Source organism: Streptomyces sp. NPDC088762 (assembly GCF_044750905.1).
Taxonomy (GTDB): domain Bacteria; phylum Actinomycetota; class Actinomycetes; order Streptomycetales; family Streptomycetaceae; genus Streptomyces.
Window position 1 is genome coordinate 13,487 of sequence record NZ_JBIVKT010000028.1, and the last position, 18,642, is coordinate 32,128.

The following is an 18,642-nucleotide window of genomic DNA, read 5'->3' on the forward strand; positions in this document are numbered from 1 at the left end:
TTCCAATCGCGCGTGGGTCAGCGGGACTTCGGGGTGGCACGGCCGCTGTAGTGGAGGTAGGAGCGGCCGTCGGGGCGCTGCTCGAACACCACTGCGTCCCAGATCGAGTCCCCTTCGTCGCGGCCGACGAAGGTCGTCGCGTCGACGGCGACGAGGTCGAGGGTGCGGGACCTGGCGAGGCCGACGAGGATGCCGGTGGGCTCGGTGCGCAGGCGCAGCCCGGCCCCGTGCGCGGTCACGTGGATCCTGCTGCCGGCGCGCTCGTACACACCGGTGAACGGGTCGACGTCGACCTGAACGGGCTGCTCGGGCGGGGCGATCGGGGCGGGGACGTCGATCGCGTGCAGTTCCCGGAGGAGCTCGGTGGCCAGCCGGTGCTGGAACTCGACGCTCCGGCCACCGTTGATCAGCGCGGCGACGACGGTCCCGTGCTCGGGCAGCACCCAGAGGGCGGCGTGCTGGCCGATGGTGTCGCCGGTGTGGGAGACGACCTGGCGACCGTCCCACTCGTCCAGGCTCCAGCCGATGCCCCAATGGCGTCCGCCGGCATGCGGGTTGGGCAGGTCGACCTGCGCCTGCCGCAGCGCGGCGGGGTCGGCGAGGAGCGCGCCGGGGGTGAGGTGGGCGCGGCCGAAGGCGACCACGTCGGCGGCACGCGCGCAGATCAGCCCCGCGGGACCGACGGACCGGGGCAGCCCCCACTGCGGCACCACGGCGCCCTGCCCGTCGTGGCCGACGGCGGCGCCGAAGCGCAGGACGTCCTCCGGCAGCGTCCAGGTGTGGGTCAGCCCCAGCGGGGCGCAGATCTGCTCCCGCAGGGCCTGGTCCCAGACCGTGCCGGTGAGCCGCTCGACGACCCGGCCGGCGATGACGAATCCGGAATTGCAGTACGAGTGGGAATCCCCGACGGGGAAGGTCTGCTCCAGATCGGCGCACGCCTCGACGTACCGCCGCAGGCAGTCGTCGCCGCGTCCGGTGTCCAGGAAGAGGTCGCCGTCGATGCCCGAGGTGTGGGTGAGCAGGTGGCGCAGGGTTATCGATTCCGTGGCCCGGGGGTCGCCCACCCGGAACTCCGGCATGATCGCCGCGACGGGGGTGTCCAGCGTGACGCGACCGTCCTCGACCAGGAGCATCACCTGGGTCGCGGTCCACACCTTGGTGACCGAACCGATCTGGAACAGCGAATCGGTGCGTACGGGCGCCCCGGAGGCGGCATTGAGGACGCCGACGGCGCACTCGTACACCTCCCCGTCGTACCAGAACGCGAGGCTCGCGCCAGGGACCTCGGAGTCGGCGGCCAGCGCCGCCAGGCGGCTGGCCCAGTGCTGGATGTCGGGCTTCACGCACGTCCTCCGGGTGGCTCGATGCGGCTCCTTGAACTGGCCGGAAGCGTATGCACGGAGGACAGGCCGTGGTTCGTGCGTGGATACGAAGATGCAGGTCGGGGCTTGGTCCGGCGGACGACTCCGGGGGCGGTCGGCGTTCCTAGGGTGGCGTGCACCCGACGAACGAGGAGACGAGACGACGATGCCTCTGATCGACCGCGACGACTGCGCCCTGGTGATCATCGACGTGCAGAGTGACTTCTACCCGCCCAAGCGGCTCGACGTGGACCGGCAGCGGTTCCACGACATGGTGCGGCGCATCGCCTGGATCACGTCCGTGGCCGGCCGCCTGGGCATCCCGGTCGTGCTGACCGAGGAGGACCCGCACACCAGCGGCCACACCGTGCCGGAGATCCGCGAGGTGTTGCCGGCCAAGGCGGTCACCCTGCCGAAGAACGCCTTCGCGGTGTGGGACAACCCCGACATCGCCGCCGCGATCGAGGCCACCGGCCGTACGACCATGATCCTGGTCGGCATCGAGACGGACATCTGCGTGGCCCACTCGGCGATCCAGCTGCACCACGCCGGCAAGCGCGTCGTGGTCGTGGACGACGCTGCCTACTCCCCCGGCCAGGCCCATGACCGCGGCTTGCGGCGTCTGGCGGCCCGGGGCATCGAGACCCTCTCCACCAAGGAGCTGTTCTACGACTGGGTGCGCACCATCCAGGACGCGGACGCCTTCCACGACACCCATGCGGACCTGGCGGTCCCGCCGGGCGTCCGCTTCTGAACCAGGCCGACGCGCCGGTCTCACCCCGTCGAGGCAGCGGTGGTGCCCGGGTCCTCGTTCCGGGTCCCGCCGCCCTGGTACGGGCCCGTTCCGTCCGCGGCCGGTGCCGAATCCGGGCCCAGCAGGCGCAACTGCAGCATCGCGGCGAACCTCGCCGCCGGATCCTGGAGGTCCAGCTCCCCCACCTCGGACACCCTGCGGATCCGGTAGCGGAAGGTGTTGGGGTGGACGAACACGCTCGCCGAGGCGGTGATCACGTCGCCGAAGGCGTCCAGCCACGCTCGCAGGGTCTCCACCAGGTGGGCGTTGTGCTTGGCGTCGTACGCCACCAGGCGGGCGAGGGGCCCCGAGAGCTCGTCGCGGTTGGCGACGGCCAGGTCCCGCATCTCGATGAGCAGGGCGTCGACGTACACGTCGGCGATCGAGGCGGCGCGCTTCCCGGTCCGGCCGGTGAACAGCACGCGCAGCGCCCGGTCGGCGTTGGCCCGTGAGCGTGGGAGCGCGGCGGGTTCCTCGGCGACCGAGCCGATCCCGATGACGGCCCCGGTCCGTTCGCCCGTGCGGGCCAGGAAGTTGGAGGCCACCTGCAGGGCGCGCTCGCGGGCGTGGGCGGTGTCGCCCGGCACGGGGAAGAGCGCGTACGCCACGTCGCCGAGCAGGGCCACGGCGGAACGCGGCTGTACGGCGGTGAGGTGGACGGCCAGGGCCGAGGCCAGGCGCTGGCGCTCGGCCGTGACGTGGGCGTGGTCCTCGCCCCGCTCGGGAGCCAGGCCCATGGCCATGACCAGGGTCGGTTCGTCGACGAGCCCGAGCCTGCCGAGCGCCTCGACCGCCCCGGCCCCGCCTTCCAGCGCGGTCGTGACGAGGTCGGCGCGCAGCCGGTTCTCGGCATCGGTACCCGCCCGGAAGCGGAGCATGTGGAGGGCCACGAGCTTCGCCGCCTCCAGGAACGCCTGCTCCCGCTCGGGGGTGAGGGGCTTGCGCAGCGCCGCCCACACGGACCCGAGGAACTCGTCCCCGGCCCGGACCGCCACCGCCGCGCGCGGCAGCGCCGCCTCCTCCCCGAGGGTCGGCGGAGGGACGTGCACCAGGCCCTCGCTGCGGTACAGCTCCTTGAAGACGCCGTGCTCCTCGTGGTGGCGCAGATACCGCTCGGGCACCTGGCGGGCCAGGATGCTCTCCACCCGGGGGGCGTCCGCCTCGTCCTGCCGGCCGGAGAAGGCGAGGATGCGGGAGCGGCGGTCCTCGATGGTGACGGGGGCGTCGAGCAGGGTGGCGATGGCGTTGGCCAGGGCGAAGAGGTCCCCGGACGGCACCCCGCCCAGGGTCTGCTCCTCGCCCTCCCCCACGTCGCCTTCGGCGAGCTGGGTGCGCAGCATCGCCGCCAGCTGCGCCCAGGAGGCTCCGCGGGTCAGGGCGAGCAGCGCGACACCGGTTTCGTTCACGACCGGCTCCAGCTCCTCGGCGTCGTCGACGGGGCCGCGGACGACCAGGGCGGTGGCGCCGAGCGCGGCGAGGTGCCGGAGCAGCCGCCCGATCTCGTCCGCGCCGTGCACACCGACGCCGAGCACGATGGCGTGCTCCGGATAGTGCTGCTCGTCGTACGGATCGTGGATGCCGACGCCGCCGATCTCCCCGGCCGCGTCCGGGTCGCCGTACAGCAGGTCCAGGAGGGTGTGGCCGAAGTCCTCCAGCACCCGGCTGAGGCTGCGGGCGGGGTGCGTCGACATGTGCCTGATCATCTCCGCAGGTTAGGACCTGTGCAGCCCTGCGATGTGGTGCGTACGAACGAGCGTACGTCAGCCCGTTCGTACCCCGGTACGAACGGCGCCGCCGGCGTTCCACAGGCGGGCGACGGCGGCTTCGGCGAGGGCGTCGGTCGAATCGATCAGCGGGAGTACGCGCGCGGCAGCCTCGCTGATCAGCGGGATCTCGGTACAGGCGGCGATCGCCGCCTGGGCACCCCGTTCCTTGAGGGTCGCGGCCGCCGCGGCGATCCAGCGCTCGGGCTCGGTGGGGTCCGCACCGCCCTTGACCGCGCGGATCGCCGCGTCCACGTACTCCTCCTGCACGGAGGCGGGAACCTGCACCACGTCGAGCCCAAGCCGGGCACCGGACCGCTCGTACAGCCCGGTCACTCGCGTTCCCCGGGTCGCCAGGACTCCCACCCGCTCGAGCTCGGGCGTGCGGCGCGCCGCCGCCTCGAGCGCGGTCCTGATCATGTCGAGGACCTCGACGCCGGTCGCCTTGGACAGCTGCTCTACGTAGGCGTGCGCGGTGTTGCAGGGGACGGCGATGCAGCTCACTCCCGCGCGTTGGAGCCAGCGGGCACCCTCCACGAGGGCGGGGACGGGGGACGGCCCGTCTCCGAGCAGCGCCGCGGTCCGGTCCGGGACGGCGGGATCGGCCCACATGACGACGGGCAGATGCGCCTGGTCGGAGCCGGCCGGGGTGCGTTCGACGACCCGCCGGTAGAAGTCGGCGGTGGCCAGCGGTCCCATCCCGCCGAGGATGCCGAGGGTCGGGCGGGTGACGTGCCGCATGCGGGGCAGCCTTTCGATCGTTCCCGCCGTCGTCCGCGGGGCCTCCGGTGATCGTGGCCCGCCGAGACGGGCAGGGTGTCGTCGCCGGCTCCACATCCTCCCGCCCGGATTGGTGCGGGGAACCGGAAGGCTCCTCGCCCGAAGAAGAGTTCGGCCGCGCGGACGAAGCGGACGGGTCAGAGCTGTAGCGGAGACCGAACTCCGCTGAGCGGGCGCCGGTTTCACTGACCATCGGCCCCGTCATGGCCTGCTGATCGTCAACGCGAAGGTCCACCATGCACACGTACGACCCTGCCCTCACCGATCTCGTCGTCGCCTCGCTGCGCGACCGCCTCCTGAACCGGCCCGCGCTCAACCACCCTGGCGAGGCGGACAAGCTCAACCGGGTCCTGTCAGGACTCCTCAGGCCCGAAGGCAACGATCCGGCGGAGGTCCTGCGGCTGTGGACCGAACAGCTCGCTCCCACAGTGATCGCGGTCGACAGCCCCCGTTTCCTGTCGTTCGTCCCGGCCGCCCCCACACAGGCCGCCGTCCTCTTCGACATGCTCATCTCGTGCTCGTCGATCCAGGGCGTCTCGTGGCTGCTCGCCTCCGGTCCCATCGCCGCCGAGAACCAGGTCCTGCGCCTGCTCGCGGAACTCGCCGGAATGCCGGCCGAAGCCGGCGGCTGCTTCGTCTCCGGCGGCTCGGCCGGGAACCTCTCCGCCCTCGTCACCGCTCGTGACACCGCCCGGCGCCGCCGGGGCCTCGGCCCGTACGACCGCCTCCGGTTCGCCGTGTCGGACCAGGCCCACTCGTCCATCGGCAACGCCCTGCGCATCATCGGCGTCGAGCCCTTCACGGTGCCGACCAAGGACCACCGCCTGACCGGCCCCGCCCTGCGCACCGCCCTCCTCGCCGACGCCGACCCGTCCGACGTCATCGGGGTGGCGGCCACCGCCGGCACGACCAACGCCGGAATCATCGACGACCTCGCCGGAATAGCCTCCATAGCCCGGGACTTCGACCTCTGGTTCCACGTCGACGGCGCGTATGGAGGCGCCGGCCTCCTCGCTCCGAGTGTCCGGGACCGCTACCGGGGCATCGAACACGCCGACTCCCTCGTCATCGACCCGCACAAGTGGCTCTTCGCCCCCTTCGACTGCGCCGCCCTGCTCTACCGCGACCCGCGCCTGGCCAGCGCGACCCACACCCAGGACGCCTCCTACCTCGACGCCCTGGACACCGACGACGACACCGAGTGGAACCCCAGCGACTACGCCCACCACCTGAGCCGCCGCGCCCGCGGCCTGCCCCTGTGGTTCTCCCTCGCCGTCCACGGCACCCACGCCTACAGCGAGGCCATCGAGAAGGCCCTCACCCTGGCCCGGGACACTGCCACCCTCATCCGGAGCACCCCGTACCTCGAACTGATCCGCGAACCCGAGCTCTCCGCCGTGCTCTTCCGCCGGATCGGCTGGACCGCCGAGGAATACGCGGAATGGTCAGCCCGTCTCCTCGCCGGCCAGACCGCGTACGTCGCACCCACCGGCTGGGAAGGCGAGACCATCGCCCGTTTTGCCTTCCTGCACCCGCAGACCGGCCTGGAGTTCGTCGAGGAGATCGTGGGCACCATGGCCTGAGTGGGTCAGTCCGTCCGGGCCCGAACGGCTGCCTCAGCGTGCTTGGCCGACCTGGCCCGTCCGGCGGCCGAGGAACCTCTCGACCACCGTCGCCAGGGCCTGCGGACTTTCGTCCGGGGCGAAGTGGCCGGCGTCGTCGAAGACCTCGAGCTCGGCGTTCGGATACCACTGCAGCCACGTGGATCGCATGGTGTCGGCGCCCATCGCCGGGTCGCTCGCACCGGCCACCACAAGCACCGGCGTCGTGTTTCCCTTGACCAGCTCGTGGATGTCGGGGCCGCGCGTCCAGGATTCGAGGTACGAGCGCAGGGCCGCCTGCGAGGAGCGTTCCGAGCCGTTCACCCTGGCGTCCAGCCACGCGTCGTCGTGCCGACTGCCGGTGAGCGCATCGAAGATGGTCCTGCGGTTGCCGGAATCCTCCACGGCCCCGCTGAACAGCTCCCACATCTCCCCTTCGAGCGGGAACCCGGACGCGGGCACGGGCGAGATGCCGATGATCGAGCGGATCCGTGAGGGTGCGTCCAGCAACAGCTGCTGGGCCGCCTTGCCGCCCATGGAGTGACCGATGACCGAGAAGGTGTCCCAGCCGAGGTGGTCGGCCACAGCGAGGGCGTCCGCCGCGACCTCCTCCATCGTGTACGTGCCGGGGGTGTCCATCGCCTCGCCGTACCCACGGCAGTCCACGAACGCGTAGCTGAACGCGCCTCCGTCCAGGTGCTGGCGCAGACGGCCGAAACTCGACCTGTCGCTGAGCCAGTGGTGGAGTGCGATGACCCGCTCCGGACCGCTGCCCTGTACCTCGTACGGAATGACGTTTCCTGCTCCACGATTTGCCACGAGGTTGGGTCTCCCCCGTCGGGCTGGGCCCGGAATCCCGCCGGCTGGAGGCTTCACCCCGACGGCGTACCGGGAAACCGGGCCGCATACAGGGTCGGGGCCCGTGGCCGTCAGACCTCGTCGGCGGGGGTGCCGGTGCGGCCGCGCCACTCGACAAGGACGAGCGTCGCGTCGTCCGAGGTGGTTTCGCCGCGTGCCCGCATGAGGGTGTGGGACAGGTCCCGGGCCACCGTCCGGATCCCTTGGTCAGCCTGCTCGAGCTGATCGACCCAGGCGATCAGCTGCTCCTCGCCGAACTGTTCCTGCCCGCTCTCGTGTTCTTCGATCAGGCCGTCGGTGAAGCAGAGGACGCGGTCGCCCGGCTCCAGTGCCACCGCGCTGACCTGCGGCTGTGCCCCTCCAAAGCCGACGGGGAGGGTCGTGGGGCTGTCCAGACGGCGCACGACGCGGTGCCCGCGGATCAGCATCGGCGCGGGATGCCCCGCATTGACCCACTGGAGGCGCCCCGTGTCCGTGTCCAGGCGCATCATCTGGGCGGTCACGAAGTGGTCCGGATCGAACTGCTCGGAGACGGCCCGGTCCATGAAGAGGTAGATCTCGGACAGTTCGATGCTGATCCGGCGGGCGTGGCGGTACGCGCCGATGGCCACCGTGGCCATCGTGGCCGCGTCCAGGCCGTGCCCCATGGCGTCGACCATGGCGAGGTGCAGCACGTCGCCGTTCAGGGCGTAGTCGAAGCTGTCCCCCGCCACGGCGTAGGCGGGCTCCAGGACTCCGGCGACCGCGACTCGCGGCATCACCATCGACAGCGGGGGCAACAGGGACCACTGGATCTCCGCGGCCACGCTCATCGGTTCACTGCGGCGGGTCCGGAAGAAGAGGTCGGTGTAGCCGTTCTTGGTCTGCAGCAGGTCGGCCGCCAGCCCCGTGATCCTGCGCAGGATTCGGCGGGTGTCGTCGTCGATCCCGTCCAGGGTGACCGCGAGGACCCCCACCTGGTCGCCGCCGTCCAGCAGGGGCAGGTGGACCCGTATGCCGTCGGGCGTCAGAACCTCGACGGGGCGTGACTCCAGGAAGCACCGGCCGGCTTCGGACCGGTCGATGGGCTGCGGATCACCTGCGGTCAAACCACCGAGGGGGAGCGGGACCAGCCGTTGCTGTCCGTAGTCCTGGAGCAGGATCTGTGGTGCACGGCCCCCCAGCCGGGCCACCGTCTCGGCGACGAGCGGGCCGACCATGTGCGGCGCCAGCTCGGACGCCCGGTCCAGGAGCATCCCGAGCAGTTCCTCCCCGAAGCTCTCCGAGCGGTCCCGGTCCCCGCGCCCTCCGTCAGTCATCCTGTTGCCTCCAACCGGGCGGCGGGCCGACGTCCGGCTGCACGGGCGGCGTGCCCTCCAGGATGCTCCCCCGCGACCGGGCACGCCACACGGCTTCCGTGCCCGGCGGCCTCCACGACCGCATTCCCCGGTGGGCCGGTTCACGCGGGGCTTGCACGGGCGGGTACGGTCGCGCACGCGGTGCCTGACATGGTGCTACCAGGCCTTTTCCGGTTGCCCGGCTTCCGCGTCCCACGCACATCGGCCGAGGCGGAAGGCTCGTGATCAGTACATGACGGCGGGCCTTTCGGATCAGGCCGGGCCCGTGGCCGTCCCTTCCTCTTCGGCCTCCATACGCCGGATCCCCTCGTGGGTGAGAGTGACCATCGCCGGGGTGTTGCCGGGGTCCCAGTCGACGGTGATCAGCCCTTCGCCCGCCAGGTAGGTGCAGGCGGCGGCCAGGTCCTGTTCCGGCACGTGCAGGTCGCGCCGCAGCTGTGCTCCGGTGATGCCGAGGAGGCGGTTGCCTTCGACGGCTTCGTACAGGACCCGGAGCACCTGATCGCGGTAGGTCTTGCGTTCGCGCAGTGTGGCCATGACCGCGGCCTTTCGTGTGAGGAGTGGGCTCCGGGGCCCGTCGGGTCTGTCAGGTCTCGTCGGATTGGGTGTCGGCGCCGACGGCCGTGCTACTGGCGGCCGGCCAGGAGCGGGCGGGCGCGGCGGGTGCTGTCGTGTCCACGGTGAGGTGGAGGCGGGTGTCGCCGTCGAGGCCGGGGTAGCTGCGCTGTTCCGCTGCGGCGAAGCAGCCGCGAAGGGCTTCCGCGACCGCGCGGGCGGCTTCGGGCGTGTGCGCGATGATCCGTACCTCGGCGTGCCCGAGCGATGGCAGTGTCTGGGTCTCGATGTACTTCAACGTGGGCGTGTTCCCTTCAGGGTGGACGAGAAGCCGGCGGGTCGGGGCGCCGTGGCGCCCCGACCGCTGCCCCCGGTCGGAGGAAGTTCTGTTCCTCACCGGTCGGCATCCGTGTGGTGGGCTCGACGACCGGTGTCGTCCGGCAGGCCAGGAGGTCTCGGCAGGGGGTCACTGAAGTGGTAGGCCGCGATCCGCGCGTCGTGCTGGGCGTTCAGCACGCGGATCCAGCGCATTCCGATGGCAATCGCGAGGACGATCACCGCGATGAGGACGATGGTCTCCACGGAGCTCACCTCCAGCCGTTTCCGGGCAGCGGCAGGGCGGATCTGCCCATCTGGTTCCGGAACGGGGACATGCAGGCCCCGCCTTCGCCCTCCCAGGTGTCCCGGCGACGGGCGTCGCGGATGCCGCGCCCGATGGCGGCTTCGTTGGCCATCAGCACGCCCGCGGTGAGGACGCTGCCCGGGATCGCAGCGGCGGTCATCAGCCGGGCTGCGCTCGCGGGCTCGGTCTCAGGCGGGATGACCAGGAGGTCCCAGCGGCCGACGGTGTAGGAGAGCAGGATCAGCTTGTCGGGGTCCTGTTCGGTGAACCAGCCCACGTGCAGCGTGCGCCCGTGGATGGGCACGGTGTGCGGTACGACGGGCCAGCGGGTGGGGTTCACGGTGACGCGGGTGATGCGGCCCCAGGGCTCGTCCAGGGCAGCCGTCAACACCGGGAGCTCGGCTTCGAGGTCGCGGGAGTAGGGCCACCAGGCACCGTCCAGCCGGCCGGCGAGCATGGTCTTCGGAGTGAGGCACAAGCGGGTCGGGAAGTCTTCGGCGAGGTCGCGGGGGGCGGTCCGGTCGAGGGTGGTGGTCATGGAGTGGACCTGCCCCCGGACTGCCCGTCGGCAGCCCGGTTTTTAGGCGATCGCCGGAAATGACACCTGCGTGAAAGCCGGTGTGCGAAGTACTTCCGGTGCTTTAACTGTACGCCTGTTCGACGGACTCTGACCGGCGTGACCAGGTAATTTCCCGCGGGTGGCGGGGCGGGCGGCGGGGGCATCGTGAAATGACGGCAGGCCGGCGCCCGTCGTCGGCCGGGCACCGGCGTCGATATCGACTCCGACCTGCGTCGACGTACGGCGTCGGCGCTGTTGCGGCTGGAGACCACGAGCCTCCGGGAGGGGCTCCTGGACGGTGCGTGGTGGCCGCGCACGCGGGACATCGAGACCGAACTGCCCGCGCTGATCAGCCTGTACACCACCGACGACGCCGCCCGGGAAGCGATGACCCGAGCCGTCCGCGCCGACAACATCACGCGGGCCGCTCAGATCCTCATCGCCACCACATCCGAACCTGAGGGAAGCACCGCCGATACGGCAGGCTGACTGCGAATCCTCAGCGGCCGAGCCGAAGCGCGGCGCGACCGTGGCGGGCGGCCCGGTCCCCTCCGGCGCCGGGCGGAGTGCGGCGGAGCCCGGCCGGAGTCACTGCGGGCCGGCCGGGCTGGGCACGCGCGGGCGAGTGGCGCCTCTGGTCAGAGCCCTTCGTCGTGCAGGTCCTCTTCGCGCATCAGGTCGTCCTCGCTGCGGCGCGAGGTCTCCTTCTGGCCGGACTTCTGTCCCTTCTCGCGGGACTGCTTGCCCGGCTGGGGCTGCGCGGGGTCTCCGGGGCGATGGTGTTCCTGCGCCTCGCGGCCCCTGCCCGACTCCTGACGCTTGTCCTGCGCATCGTCCATGACGGCGCCTCCTGTGAGTGCGTGGGGGTTCGAATTCCTCCCGGATCACGCTGACACGCACGGCGACGGCCTGCATCATGTCGGCCGCGAAGCGAGGCACATGGATGACGCTCCCCCGGTGTGGCAGCGTCGGAAGGGCGGCCGCGCCCCTTCAATGCCGAGGACGGACGCGCCACACTCCACCCGTCGGTGCCTGCGGCGCGACGCCGGGGATACAACGACCCCGGCTCATTCACCCGCCGGGGTCGCCCTTCCGGACGCCACACGTGAGAGTGCGACGACCTATTTACCAGGATATGCCCCTTGGCGGCATTCCGGCGGTGGAACTTCGTCCCGCCGCCGGACCAAGCCGACGACGAACGGGGCCAGGCAAGACCGACCATCGCGAGCCGGGCGGGTGCTCGCCCTTGAGCCTGTCGGGACTGTCGCACGGCGTGGGTGCCCAAGTGACTCATGGCCGTGCCGCCGTGTGGGAAGTCGACGGTTCCGGCCACCGCGCCGGCGGCGAGCAGGCCTCTCGGCGAAGACCCCGGCCGCGCACCGGTCGGCGTTACGCGCCATCGCCGCGTCGACACGGTCCACATCAACCCCGCCTACGTCAACCTCAGCGCAGAAGGTCCCGACCGCCGGACGGTACCCAAGCCCTCCCCCTCAGCCTCGTGACGTTCCCGGGGCCACCTGACGCGACATCAGAAAGGTCAGCACTGGGTCAGCATGCGTAGACACACACCACCCACGGACGCCCACGGACACCCACGGACGGAGAAGGTCCCCCATCATCGGAGGGCAAGCGCGGGACGCGATCGGAAGCGTCGAGGATCGAGTAAACGAAATACGCAACCCTCGCGTCCCGCAGAAACACCTGTCACCAGTTATCGCAGGTCAGCGCACTCGGCCGCGCGGTTTGAGGTGGGTCGGGGGCAGGTCAGGAGCCGGAAGCGGAGGGCCGTCATAGCCCTTTACCTCGCCGAAACGCGTCCCGTTCATCCAGTCCTCGCGGGCCTGCGCGATGTCCTCGTGGGAGCGGCCGATCCAGTTCCAGAACATGACGATCTCCTCCTCGAACGGCTCGCCGCCCAGGAGCATCAGGCCCGCGTCGGAGGCTGCCCGCAAGGGGAGTTCGGTGCGGCCGCAGCCCAGGTAGAGCATCGAGCCCGGGAGGACCGGGACGCCGTCGACGTGGGCTTCGCCCGACATGGACAGGACCGCGTACTCGAAGTCCGGGTCGAGCGGGAGACGCGTCTCGGTGCCCGCCGCCAGGGCCAGGTCGGCGCCGACGATCGGGGTGTACGCCGTACCGGGCGAGGTGGCGGTGTCCAGGGTGCCCAGGATGACCGTCGCCGTCAGGCCCGGGGCCGTCACCTGCGGGAGGTCCGCGTGGTGCTGGAAGTGCGGGTGCACGTCCCGGTGGGCGTCCGGCAGGGCCACCCACAGCTGGGCGCCGTGCAGGAAGCGGGCGTGCCCACGCGGGCTCTCCTCGGAGTGGCTGATGCCGCGGCCGGAGGTCATCAGGCCCAGCTCGCGCGGTCGGATCGTGGCGAGGCTGCCTTCGCTGTCGCGGTGCAGGACCTCGCCCTCGTGGAGCCAGCTCACCGTCTGGAGCCCGGAGTGGGGGTGGGGAGGGACCTGCATGCCGGGCTCGTCGGCGATGTCGTCCGGGCCGTAGTGGTCCACGAAGCACCAGGCGCCCACCATGCGGCGGCCCAGGTTCGGCAGGAGTCGGCGTACCTCGGTGGACTCCCCCAGCTTGACGGTGCGCGGGCTGAGGAGCTCGCGTACCGGTTCGGCCACGACGAAGCCGCGGCCACCGCATGCGGAGAGAGCGGGCTGGCGATCGAGATTGCTCATGCGGACAACTTAGTCCCGAGGGGGTGGGCGTGTCGGGTGGAATGTTCCGGCGCGCAGGCGTGTTCGAGCGGGGGACACGAACCACGGAAGGAACGCGATGAACGGGCCGACGGCGTACGTGGAGCACGGGACGCAGCCGAGCGCTGGGAGCGGGCCCGGCTCTTCTTCGACGCGAAGGAATACGCGACGGCCGCCCGCATCCTCGGCCCCCTGGCGGGCGAGGTACCCGAGCAGCTGGCGCCCCGGCTGCTGCTGGCCCGCGCCTACTACCACTCCGCCCAGCTGTCCCGCGCCGAGCGCGAGCTCCGCGCGATCCTGGAGCGCTGGCCGGTGGAGGACTACGCGCAGCTGATGCTCGGTCGCACGCTGGAGCGGCTCGGGCGGGCCGGCGAGGCCCGTCCGTACCTGCGCACGGCCGCCGCCATGGCCGGGGACTTCCCCGAGTAGGGGCCGGGGAGGGGAAGCCCGAGGGGCGGCCCCGGCCGGTCCGTGCCGGGGCCGGGCGCCCGCTCGGTTAGCCTGGGTGGCATATGAACCGCCTGACCACGCCTTACGGCTCCTACGAGCTCACCCGCTTCCCCGAGGATCCGCGCGACCGGCTCCGCGCCTGGGACGCCGCCGACGAGTACCTGCTGCGCCACCTCGACTCCGGTACCGGGGAGCGCGGTCCGGTGGACCTGGCCGCCGCCTCCGGCCGGATCACCGTGCTCGGGGACCGGTGGGGGACGCTGACGACGGCGCTCGCCGCCTACCACCCGACGCAGATCACCGACTCCGCCCTCTCCCGCTCCGCCACCGCGGCCAATCTGGACCGGGCCGGCATCGGGACGTCGAAGGCGACCGTGACCCTGCTGACCACGCAGGACCCGCCGCCCGAGCGGATCGACGTCCTGCTGGTGCGCGTGCCCAAGAGCCTGGCGCTGCTGGAGGACCAGCTGTACCGGCTGGCTCCGCACGTGCACGCGGGCACCGTGGTCGTCGGCGCCGGCATGGTCAAGGAGATCCACACCTCCACGCTGCGGTTGTTCGAGAAGATCCTCGGCCCGACGAAGACCTCCCTCGCGGAGAAGAAGGCCCGGCTGATCTTCTGCACCCCGGGCACCCCCGGGGCCACCCGCCCCACCACCGCCGGGCCGTGGCCGCTGACGTACACGGTGGACGAGGACGCCGGATCGGGCTCCGGGCTGACCGTCGTCAACCACGCCGGGATCTTCTGCGCCGACCGGCTCGACGTCGGCACCCGCTTCTTCCTCCAGAACCTGCCGACCAACACCGACGGGGCCCGGGTCGTCGACCTGGGCTGCGGCAACGGTGTCGTGGGCACGGCGGTCCAGGTCCACGATCCCGACGCCGAGGTCGTCTTCACGGACGAGTCCTACCAGGCGGTCGCCTCCGCGCGGGCGACGTACCGGGCGAACGTCCGCGAGGGCCGGCGGACCGCCGAGTTCTTCGTCGGCGACGGGGTGGCGATGCTGGATCCCGGCTCCGTCGACCTGGTGCTGAGCAATCCGCCGTTCCACTCCCACCAGGCCACGACGGACGCGACGGCGCTGCGGATGTTCGCGCAGTCGCGCAAGGTGCTGCGGCCCGGCGGCGAGCTGTGGATCGTCGCCAACCGGCACATGGGTTACCACACGCACCTGCGCCGGCTGTTCGGCAACAGTGAAGTCGTCGCGAGCGAGCCCAAGTTCGTCGTCCTGCGGGCGGTCAAGCAGGACCGGCCGCGCTCCCGCTGACCCGAACCCGCCCGAACCCTATGTGACCTGCCGGTACGTCCTACACTCGGCCGCGTGAGCAGCCAGGTGGAGGACGGGATCGGCGGCGGGCGCTACCGCCGCGAGGACGTGGCCCGGGCGGCCGGCGTCAAGGTGCGCAACCTGCGCTACTACCAGGAGCGCGGGCTGCTGCCGCCGCCGCGCCGGGAGGGCCGGATCGCCTGGTACTCCGACGACCACCTGACCCGGCTGCGGCTGATCAGCGATCTGCTGGGGCGCGGCTACACGGTCAACGGCATCGCCGAGCTCCTGCACGCCTGGGAGGACGGCGGCGGCCTGCCCCAACTGCTGGGTCTGGAGCGGGAGATGACCCGTGACTGGGTGCAGGAGGAGCCGGTCACCATGACCCGGGCCGAGCTGCGGGAGCTGTTCGGGCCGACCGCCACGGCCGAGGACACCCGGCGGGCGGCGAAGCTGGGCTACGTAACGGTCGACGGGGACCTGGTCACGTACCCGAGCCGCAGACTGCTGGAGGCGACGCTGGCGCTGGTGCGCCAGGGGGTGCCGCTGGCCGAGATCCTGGACGCGGGGGATTTCCTGCAGGCGCAGGCGGCCGCGCTCGCGGACCGGTTCGTCGGGCTGTTCCGGCGGCATGTGATCGGTGCGCAAGGGCTGGAGCGGCTTTCGGCCACGCAACTCCAGCACATCACGGCGGCGGTGACGGCGCTCCGGCCGGTGGCCGGTGAGGTGGTGGCCACGGAGTTCGCGCGGGCGATGGCGCGCAGGGTCGACGCGGAGGTCGCCGAACTGCTGCGTACGGAGCAGTAGGAGTCGGCCGAAAGGGTGCGCTCGCACAACCTTGCCAACCACCATTGGCACTCTTACATTCAACTCGTCGGTAACAACGGTGCACAGCCGAAATAAGGGACGATCTCATGGCAGATTCCCCCGAGTTACCCCAGTCCCCCGAAGTCCCCACCCCCGTCTCGGCCGGTGGCCGCGTCCGCTGGCGCCGCTTCGCGGTCCTGACCGTCCCCGCCGTCGCCGTCACCGCCGGCCTCGGCATCGCCCTCGCACAGGGCGCGCTCGCCGCCTCCTTCGCCGTGTCGGGGCAGCAGTTCAAGGTGTCGGCGAAGAGCCTGGAGGGCGAGGGCTTCGCCCAGTACGGCAGTGTTGACGTCAACGCCCGCGAAGAGCTCATCCCGGTGGCGGTCACCGCCATCAGGGAGGCGAAGCTGAACAGCCTCTGCCAGTCCGTGGTCACCTCCCTCCCGGTGATCGGGGACATCTCGCTCAACCTCACCGCCGGCCAGAAATCCCCGGTCGAGGCGAGCAACCTGTTCGTCGACGCGACGCAGCTCTCCGGCGACGCCGTCTTCAGCAACATCGAGATCGGGCGCGACGCCTCCACCCTCGACAAGGGGCCGGCCGACGCGCAGGGGATGCAGGACCTCTTCGCCCAGCAGGCGGACACGGTCAGCATCACCAACCTCCGGCAGACGGCGTGGGCGACCAACGCCGGCACCTTCAAGCTCTCCGGGCTCAGCATGAACATCAGCAAGGGCAAGAAGGAATGCTTCTGACCCGCTGGCGGCGGTGGCGGCGCAGCAGGCCGTTCTGGGGCGGGCTCCTCGCCGTCCTTGCCGGAACCGAGATCTGCCTCCTGCCCCTCGCACCGCTGAAGGTCATGCTCCAGCAGGGGGTCGCGGGCATCCCCTCCGTGCTGATGGGCCTCGTCATGATCGTGCTCGGGCTCACCGCCTGGTTCTCGCCCCCGCAGCGGAATCTGGCGGGTGTCCTCACCACGCTGATCGCCACCGCCGCCCTGGTCCTGTCGAACCTGGGCGGGTTCCTGATCGGCACCCTGCTCGGGATTGTCGGCGGCGGCCTGATGTTCGCCTGGCAGCCGGACGCCGCCCCGCTCCCCAGCTCCTCCCCCACCCTGCACCAGGATCCCCAAGGAGCACAGCCATGAGCCGTACGCGCACCGCGCTCGCCCTCGGGATGGCCGTCGCCGGAGCCCTGTCCCTGGCCTCGGTCAACGCCACCGCCGCGCCGTCACCGCTGGCCGGGTCGACCACCGTCACCCCGGCCGGGCACTCCTTCAAGGCCACCCTCAGCGGGAAGGCCACCCTCAAGGCCGGTTCGGTGACGGTGACCTGTTCGGTCTCCGTCTCCACCGGCACGGTGCCGGCCGCCCCGGACAACCACAACGCGGCCGGACCGGTCTCCTCGCCGATCTCGCCGCCGACGTACAGCTCCTGCACCTCCAGCATGCCGGGCGTGACCCCCACGGTCACCACCAGCGGCGCCTGGTCGGTCTCGATGCAGGACGGCTCGCCGATCACCGCCACCATGACCGTGCCGGCCGGCGGGCTGGTGGTGAAGACCAGCGGGCTCGCCTCCTGCACCGTCACGGCGGCGCCGACGGCGTCGGCGAACGTCGGCGGCAGCTGGACCAACGGCGCACCGTCGAGCCTGACCTTCACGAACGCGTCCGTACCGGTCAAGGTCACCGGCGGGTTCGGCTGCCCGACGAGCGCGACCTCGTCCACCTTCAACGCGGTCTACCTCGTCGCCGACTCGACCGACCCGGCCCAGCAGATCACCGTAGGGCCCTGACCCCGACGCGAGCGGCCCGCCGCCCCATCCGCAGCGGCGGGCCGCTCCGCCGAGAACGCCCGGCCCCGGCGGCCGGCAGCAGCTACCGCGCGGCGACGACCACCCGGTAGTGGGTCGTCAGGCGCCCGTCATCGCCCAGGACGTGGAAGGCGACGGCCGGCGGCTCGTCAAGGTGCACATGGTGATCGGGCCCCGTCTGGGTCTCCCACGGGAGCCGCAGGGTGGAGACCACGCCGGGCGCCACCAGCAGCGGCCGCCCCGCGAAGGTGGTCGCGGCCGCGGTGTGGGCGTGCCCGCACAGGAAGGCCGTGAGGTGGGGGTGGCGTTCGGCCAGCGCGGCCAGCCGCTCCTCCCCGAACTGCCGGATCCCGTCCACGTACGGGGTGTGCAGCGGGACCGGCGGGTGGTGGAAGGCCACCAGGACCGGGGTCTTCGGCGGTGTGCCGGCGAGTACGCCGTCCAGCCAGCCGAGCGTGGACTCCTCCAGCAGGCCGTGGTCCTCGCCGGGTACGGACGAGTCGCACACCGCGAGGACGAATCCGTCCCCGCGCAGCACCTGGTCGACCGGCTCCGCGGACGCCTCGGCGCCCTCCCCCAGCAGGCCCTGCCGGAAGGCGGTCCGCTCGTCGTGGTTGCCGGGGCAGATGACCAACGGGTGCCGTGAGCGCAGCAGTTTGGCGGCCTCCTCGTACTCGGCGGGGGTGCCGTGGTCGGTTATGTCCCCGCTCACCAGGACGGCGTCCAGGTCGTACGGAAGGCTGTCGAGGTACTCCATGACGGCGCGGGTGCGGTCGGCGGCCCGCGTGCCGCCGTCGAGATGGACGTCGCTGAGGTGGGCGATCACGATCACGAGCGGACTCCTTCGTCTCTGGTCCAGAGAGGTGATCACCCATTGTCCGGCGCACCCGGCCGGCCCCCATGGGGCGGGGCCCCGCTTCCCGGCCCGGGTGGTTCGCCTCAATCGCCGGCGAGGCTGGGGGTGTCCCCGGGGCGGGGCCCCATCCCCCGGGCGGGGTGCGGTTCGCCTCAAACGCCGGCGGGGCTGGGGGGTGTCCCCGGGGCGGGGCCCCGCTCCCCGGGGCGGGTGCGGTTCGCCTCAAACGCCGGCGAGGCTGGTGGTGTCCTCCGGGCGGGAGCGGTTTGCCGGTCGGGGTCGCGGGGTCCCTCCGGGACGTCTCCTCGGCTCGCGCACTAAGGCACGGACCAGCCTTTGAGCGTGGTTGCGCGCTCGTCCTGCGGGGACGTCCCGGAGTGCCCCCGCTCCACCAGCAGCTCGAGACCCCCGCCCGGTGTGCGGGAGTGTCCATGCCACTCGCGCCCGGGTGGGGCCGGAGTGGGGCTTGGGGTGGGGACACGCCGGAGTGTCCCCGCAGGACGAGCGCGCAACCA

21 protein-coding genes are annotated in these 18,642 nt (G+C 71.7%); 9 read left to right on the top strand and 12 right to left on the bottom strand.

Translation table 11 applies throughout. The annotated features are described in order from the left end of the window. Positions 1–17: 17 nt before the first annotated feature. Positions 18–1,343, bottom strand: a complete 1,326-nt coding sequence (locus ACIP5M_RS35360) for a serine hydrolase domain-containing protein (RefSeq protein WP_401205040.1) — start codon at positions 1,341–1,343, stop codon at positions 18–20. Between the two features lie 184 nt (positions 1,344–1,527). Between ACIP5M_RS35360 and ACIP5M_RS35365 the strand changes: the two genes are divergently transcribed. Continuing rightward, positions 1,528–2,115 (top strand): isochorismatase family protein, encoded by a 588-nt coding sequence (locus ACIP5M_RS35365; protein ID WP_401205042.1) that lies wholly within the window; start codon positions 1,528–1,530, stop codon positions 2,113–2,115. Between the two features lie 20 nt (positions 2,116–2,135). Here the strand turns inward: ACIP5M_RS35365 and ACIP5M_RS35370 are convergent, their stop codons facing one another. Beyond that, a complete protein-coding gene (locus tag ACIP5M_RS35370; protein ID WP_401205044.1) occupies positions 2,136–3,845 on the bottom strand; it encodes a PucR family transcriptional regulator in 1,710 nt (569 codons plus the stop codon). 69 nt (positions 3,846–3,914) lie between these two features. Next, positions 3,915–4,658: an aspartate/glutamate racemase family protein gene (locus ACIP5M_RS35375; protein ID WP_401205047.1), complete on the bottom strand. Its 744-nt coding sequence runs from the start codon at positions 4,656–4,658 to the stop codon at positions 3,915–3,917. A 275-nt stretch (positions 4,659–4,933) separates the two neighbouring features. Here ACIP5M_RS35375 and ACIP5M_RS35380 point away from each other — a divergent pair, with 275 nt between their 5' ends. After that, a complete protein-coding gene (locus ACIP5M_RS35380; RefSeq protein WP_401205050.1) occupies positions 4,934–6,280 on the top strand; it encodes a pyridoxal phosphate-dependent decarboxylase family protein in 1,347 nt (448 codons plus the stop codon). 33 nt (positions 6,281–6,313) lie between these two features. Here the strand turns inward: ACIP5M_RS35380 and ACIP5M_RS35385 are convergent, their stop codons facing one another. The 6 genes from ACIP5M_RS35385 to ACIP5M_RS35410 form a co-directional block, all read right to left on the bottom strand. Further along, positions 6,314–7,117 carry an alpha/beta fold hydrolase gene (locus ACIP5M_RS35385; RefSeq protein WP_401205053.1) on the bottom strand — a complete coding sequence of 268 codons (804 nt, stop codon included), beginning with the start codon at positions 7,115–7,117 and terminating at the stop codon, positions 6,314–6,316. Between the two features lie 110 nt (positions 7,118–7,227). Next, positions 7,228–8,454, bottom strand: a complete 1,227-nt coding sequence (locus ACIP5M_RS35390) for a PP2C family protein-serine/threonine phosphatase (protein WP_401205055.1) — start codon at positions 8,452–8,454, stop codon at positions 7,228–7,230. Between the two features lie 291 nt (positions 8,455–8,745). Then, a complete protein-coding gene (locus ACIP5M_RS35395) occupies positions 8,746–9,030 on the bottom strand; it encodes a hypothetical protein (RefSeq protein ID WP_401205058.1) in 285 nt (94 codons plus the stop codon). 49 nt (positions 9,031–9,079) lie between these two features. After that, entirely contained in the window at positions 9,080–9,346 is a 267-nt protein-coding gene (locus tag ACIP5M_RS35400) for a hypothetical protein (RefSeq protein WP_401205060.1), read from the bottom strand. A 95-nt stretch (positions 9,347–9,441) separates the two neighbouring features. Further along, positions 9,442–9,630: a hypothetical protein gene (locus ACIP5M_RS35405; protein ID WP_401205063.1), complete on the bottom strand. Its 189-nt coding sequence runs from the start codon at positions 9,628–9,630 to the stop codon at positions 9,442–9,444. Between the two features lie 5 nt (positions 9,631–9,635). Then, positions 9,636–10,208 (bottom strand): DUF5994 family protein, encoded by a 573-nt coding sequence (locus ACIP5M_RS35410; protein WP_401205066.1) that lies wholly within the window; start codon positions 10,206–10,208, stop codon positions 9,636–9,638. Between the two features lie 237 nt (positions 10,209–10,445). Here ACIP5M_RS35410 and ACIP5M_RS35415 point away from each other — a divergent pair, with 237 nt between their 5' ends. Next, complete coding sequence (locus tag ACIP5M_RS35415; protein WP_401205094.1) at positions 10,446–10,718, top strand: DUF5994 family protein; 273 nt, start codon at positions 10,446–10,448, stop codon at positions 10,716–10,718. Positions 10,719–10,867: 149 nt separating this feature from the next. Here ACIP5M_RS35415 and ACIP5M_RS35420 read toward each other — a convergent pair whose 3' ends face one another. Next, positions 10,868–11,068 (bottom strand): hypothetical protein, encoded by a 201-nt coding sequence (locus ACIP5M_RS35420; RefSeq protein WP_401205068.1) that lies wholly within the window; start codon positions 11,066–11,068, stop codon positions 10,868–10,870. A gap of 882 nt (positions 11,069–11,950) precedes the next feature. Further along, a complete protein-coding gene (locus ACIP5M_RS35425) occupies positions 11,951–12,916 on the bottom strand; it encodes a pirin family protein (RefSeq protein ID WP_401205071.1) in 966 nt (321 codons plus the stop codon). 36 nt (positions 12,917–12,952) lie between these two features. Between ACIP5M_RS35425 and ACIP5M_RS35430 the strand changes: the two genes are divergently transcribed. The 6 genes from ACIP5M_RS35430 (at position 12,953) to ACIP5M_RS35455 (ending at position 17,253) form a co-directional block, all read left to right on the top strand. After that, positions 12,953–13,363 (top strand): tetratricopeptide repeat protein, encoded by a 411-nt coding sequence (locus ACIP5M_RS35430; RefSeq protein WP_401205074.1) that lies wholly within the window; start codon positions 12,953–12,955, stop codon positions 13,361–13,363. Between the two features lie 92 nt (positions 13,364–13,455). Continuing rightward, a complete protein-coding gene (locus ACIP5M_RS35435) occupies positions 13,456–14,652 on the top strand; it encodes a methyltransferase (protein WP_401205097.1) in 1,197 nt (398 codons plus the stop codon). Between the two features lie 54 nt (positions 14,653–14,706). After that, positions 14,707–15,459, top strand: coding sequence for a MerR family transcriptional regulator (locus ACIP5M_RS35440; RefSeq protein ID WP_401205077.1), 753 nt, complete (start codon positions 14,707–14,709; stop codon positions 15,457–15,459). 107 nt (positions 15,460–15,566) lie between these two features. Further along, positions 15,567–16,214, top strand: coding sequence for a DUF6230 family protein (locus ACIP5M_RS35445; protein ID WP_401205080.1), 648 nt, complete (start codon positions 15,567–15,569; stop codon positions 16,212–16,214). Further along, positions 16,205–16,606, top strand: a complete 402-nt coding sequence (locus ACIP5M_RS35450) for a DUF6114 domain-containing protein (RefSeq protein WP_401205082.1) — start codon at positions 16,205–16,207, stop codon at positions 16,604–16,606. Before ACIP5M_RS35445 ends, ACIP5M_RS35450 begins: the two co-directional genes overlap by 10 nt. Next, positions 16,603–17,253, top strand: a complete 651-nt coding sequence (locus ACIP5M_RS35455) for a hypothetical protein (RefSeq protein ID WP_401205085.1) — start codon at positions 16,603–16,605, stop codon at positions 17,251–17,253. The genes ACIP5M_RS35450 and ACIP5M_RS35455 overlap by 4 nt, the downstream gene beginning before the upstream one ends. Positions 17,254–17,335: 82 nt before the next feature. Here the strand turns inward: ACIP5M_RS35455 and ACIP5M_RS35460 are convergent, their stop codons facing one another. After that, on the bottom strand, positions 17,336–18,103 hold the full coding sequence (locus ACIP5M_RS35460) for a metallophosphoesterase (RefSeq protein ID WP_401205088.1): 768 nt from the start codon (positions 18,101–18,103) through the stop codon (positions 17,336–17,338). Positions 18,104–18,642 lie beyond the last annotated feature (539 nt).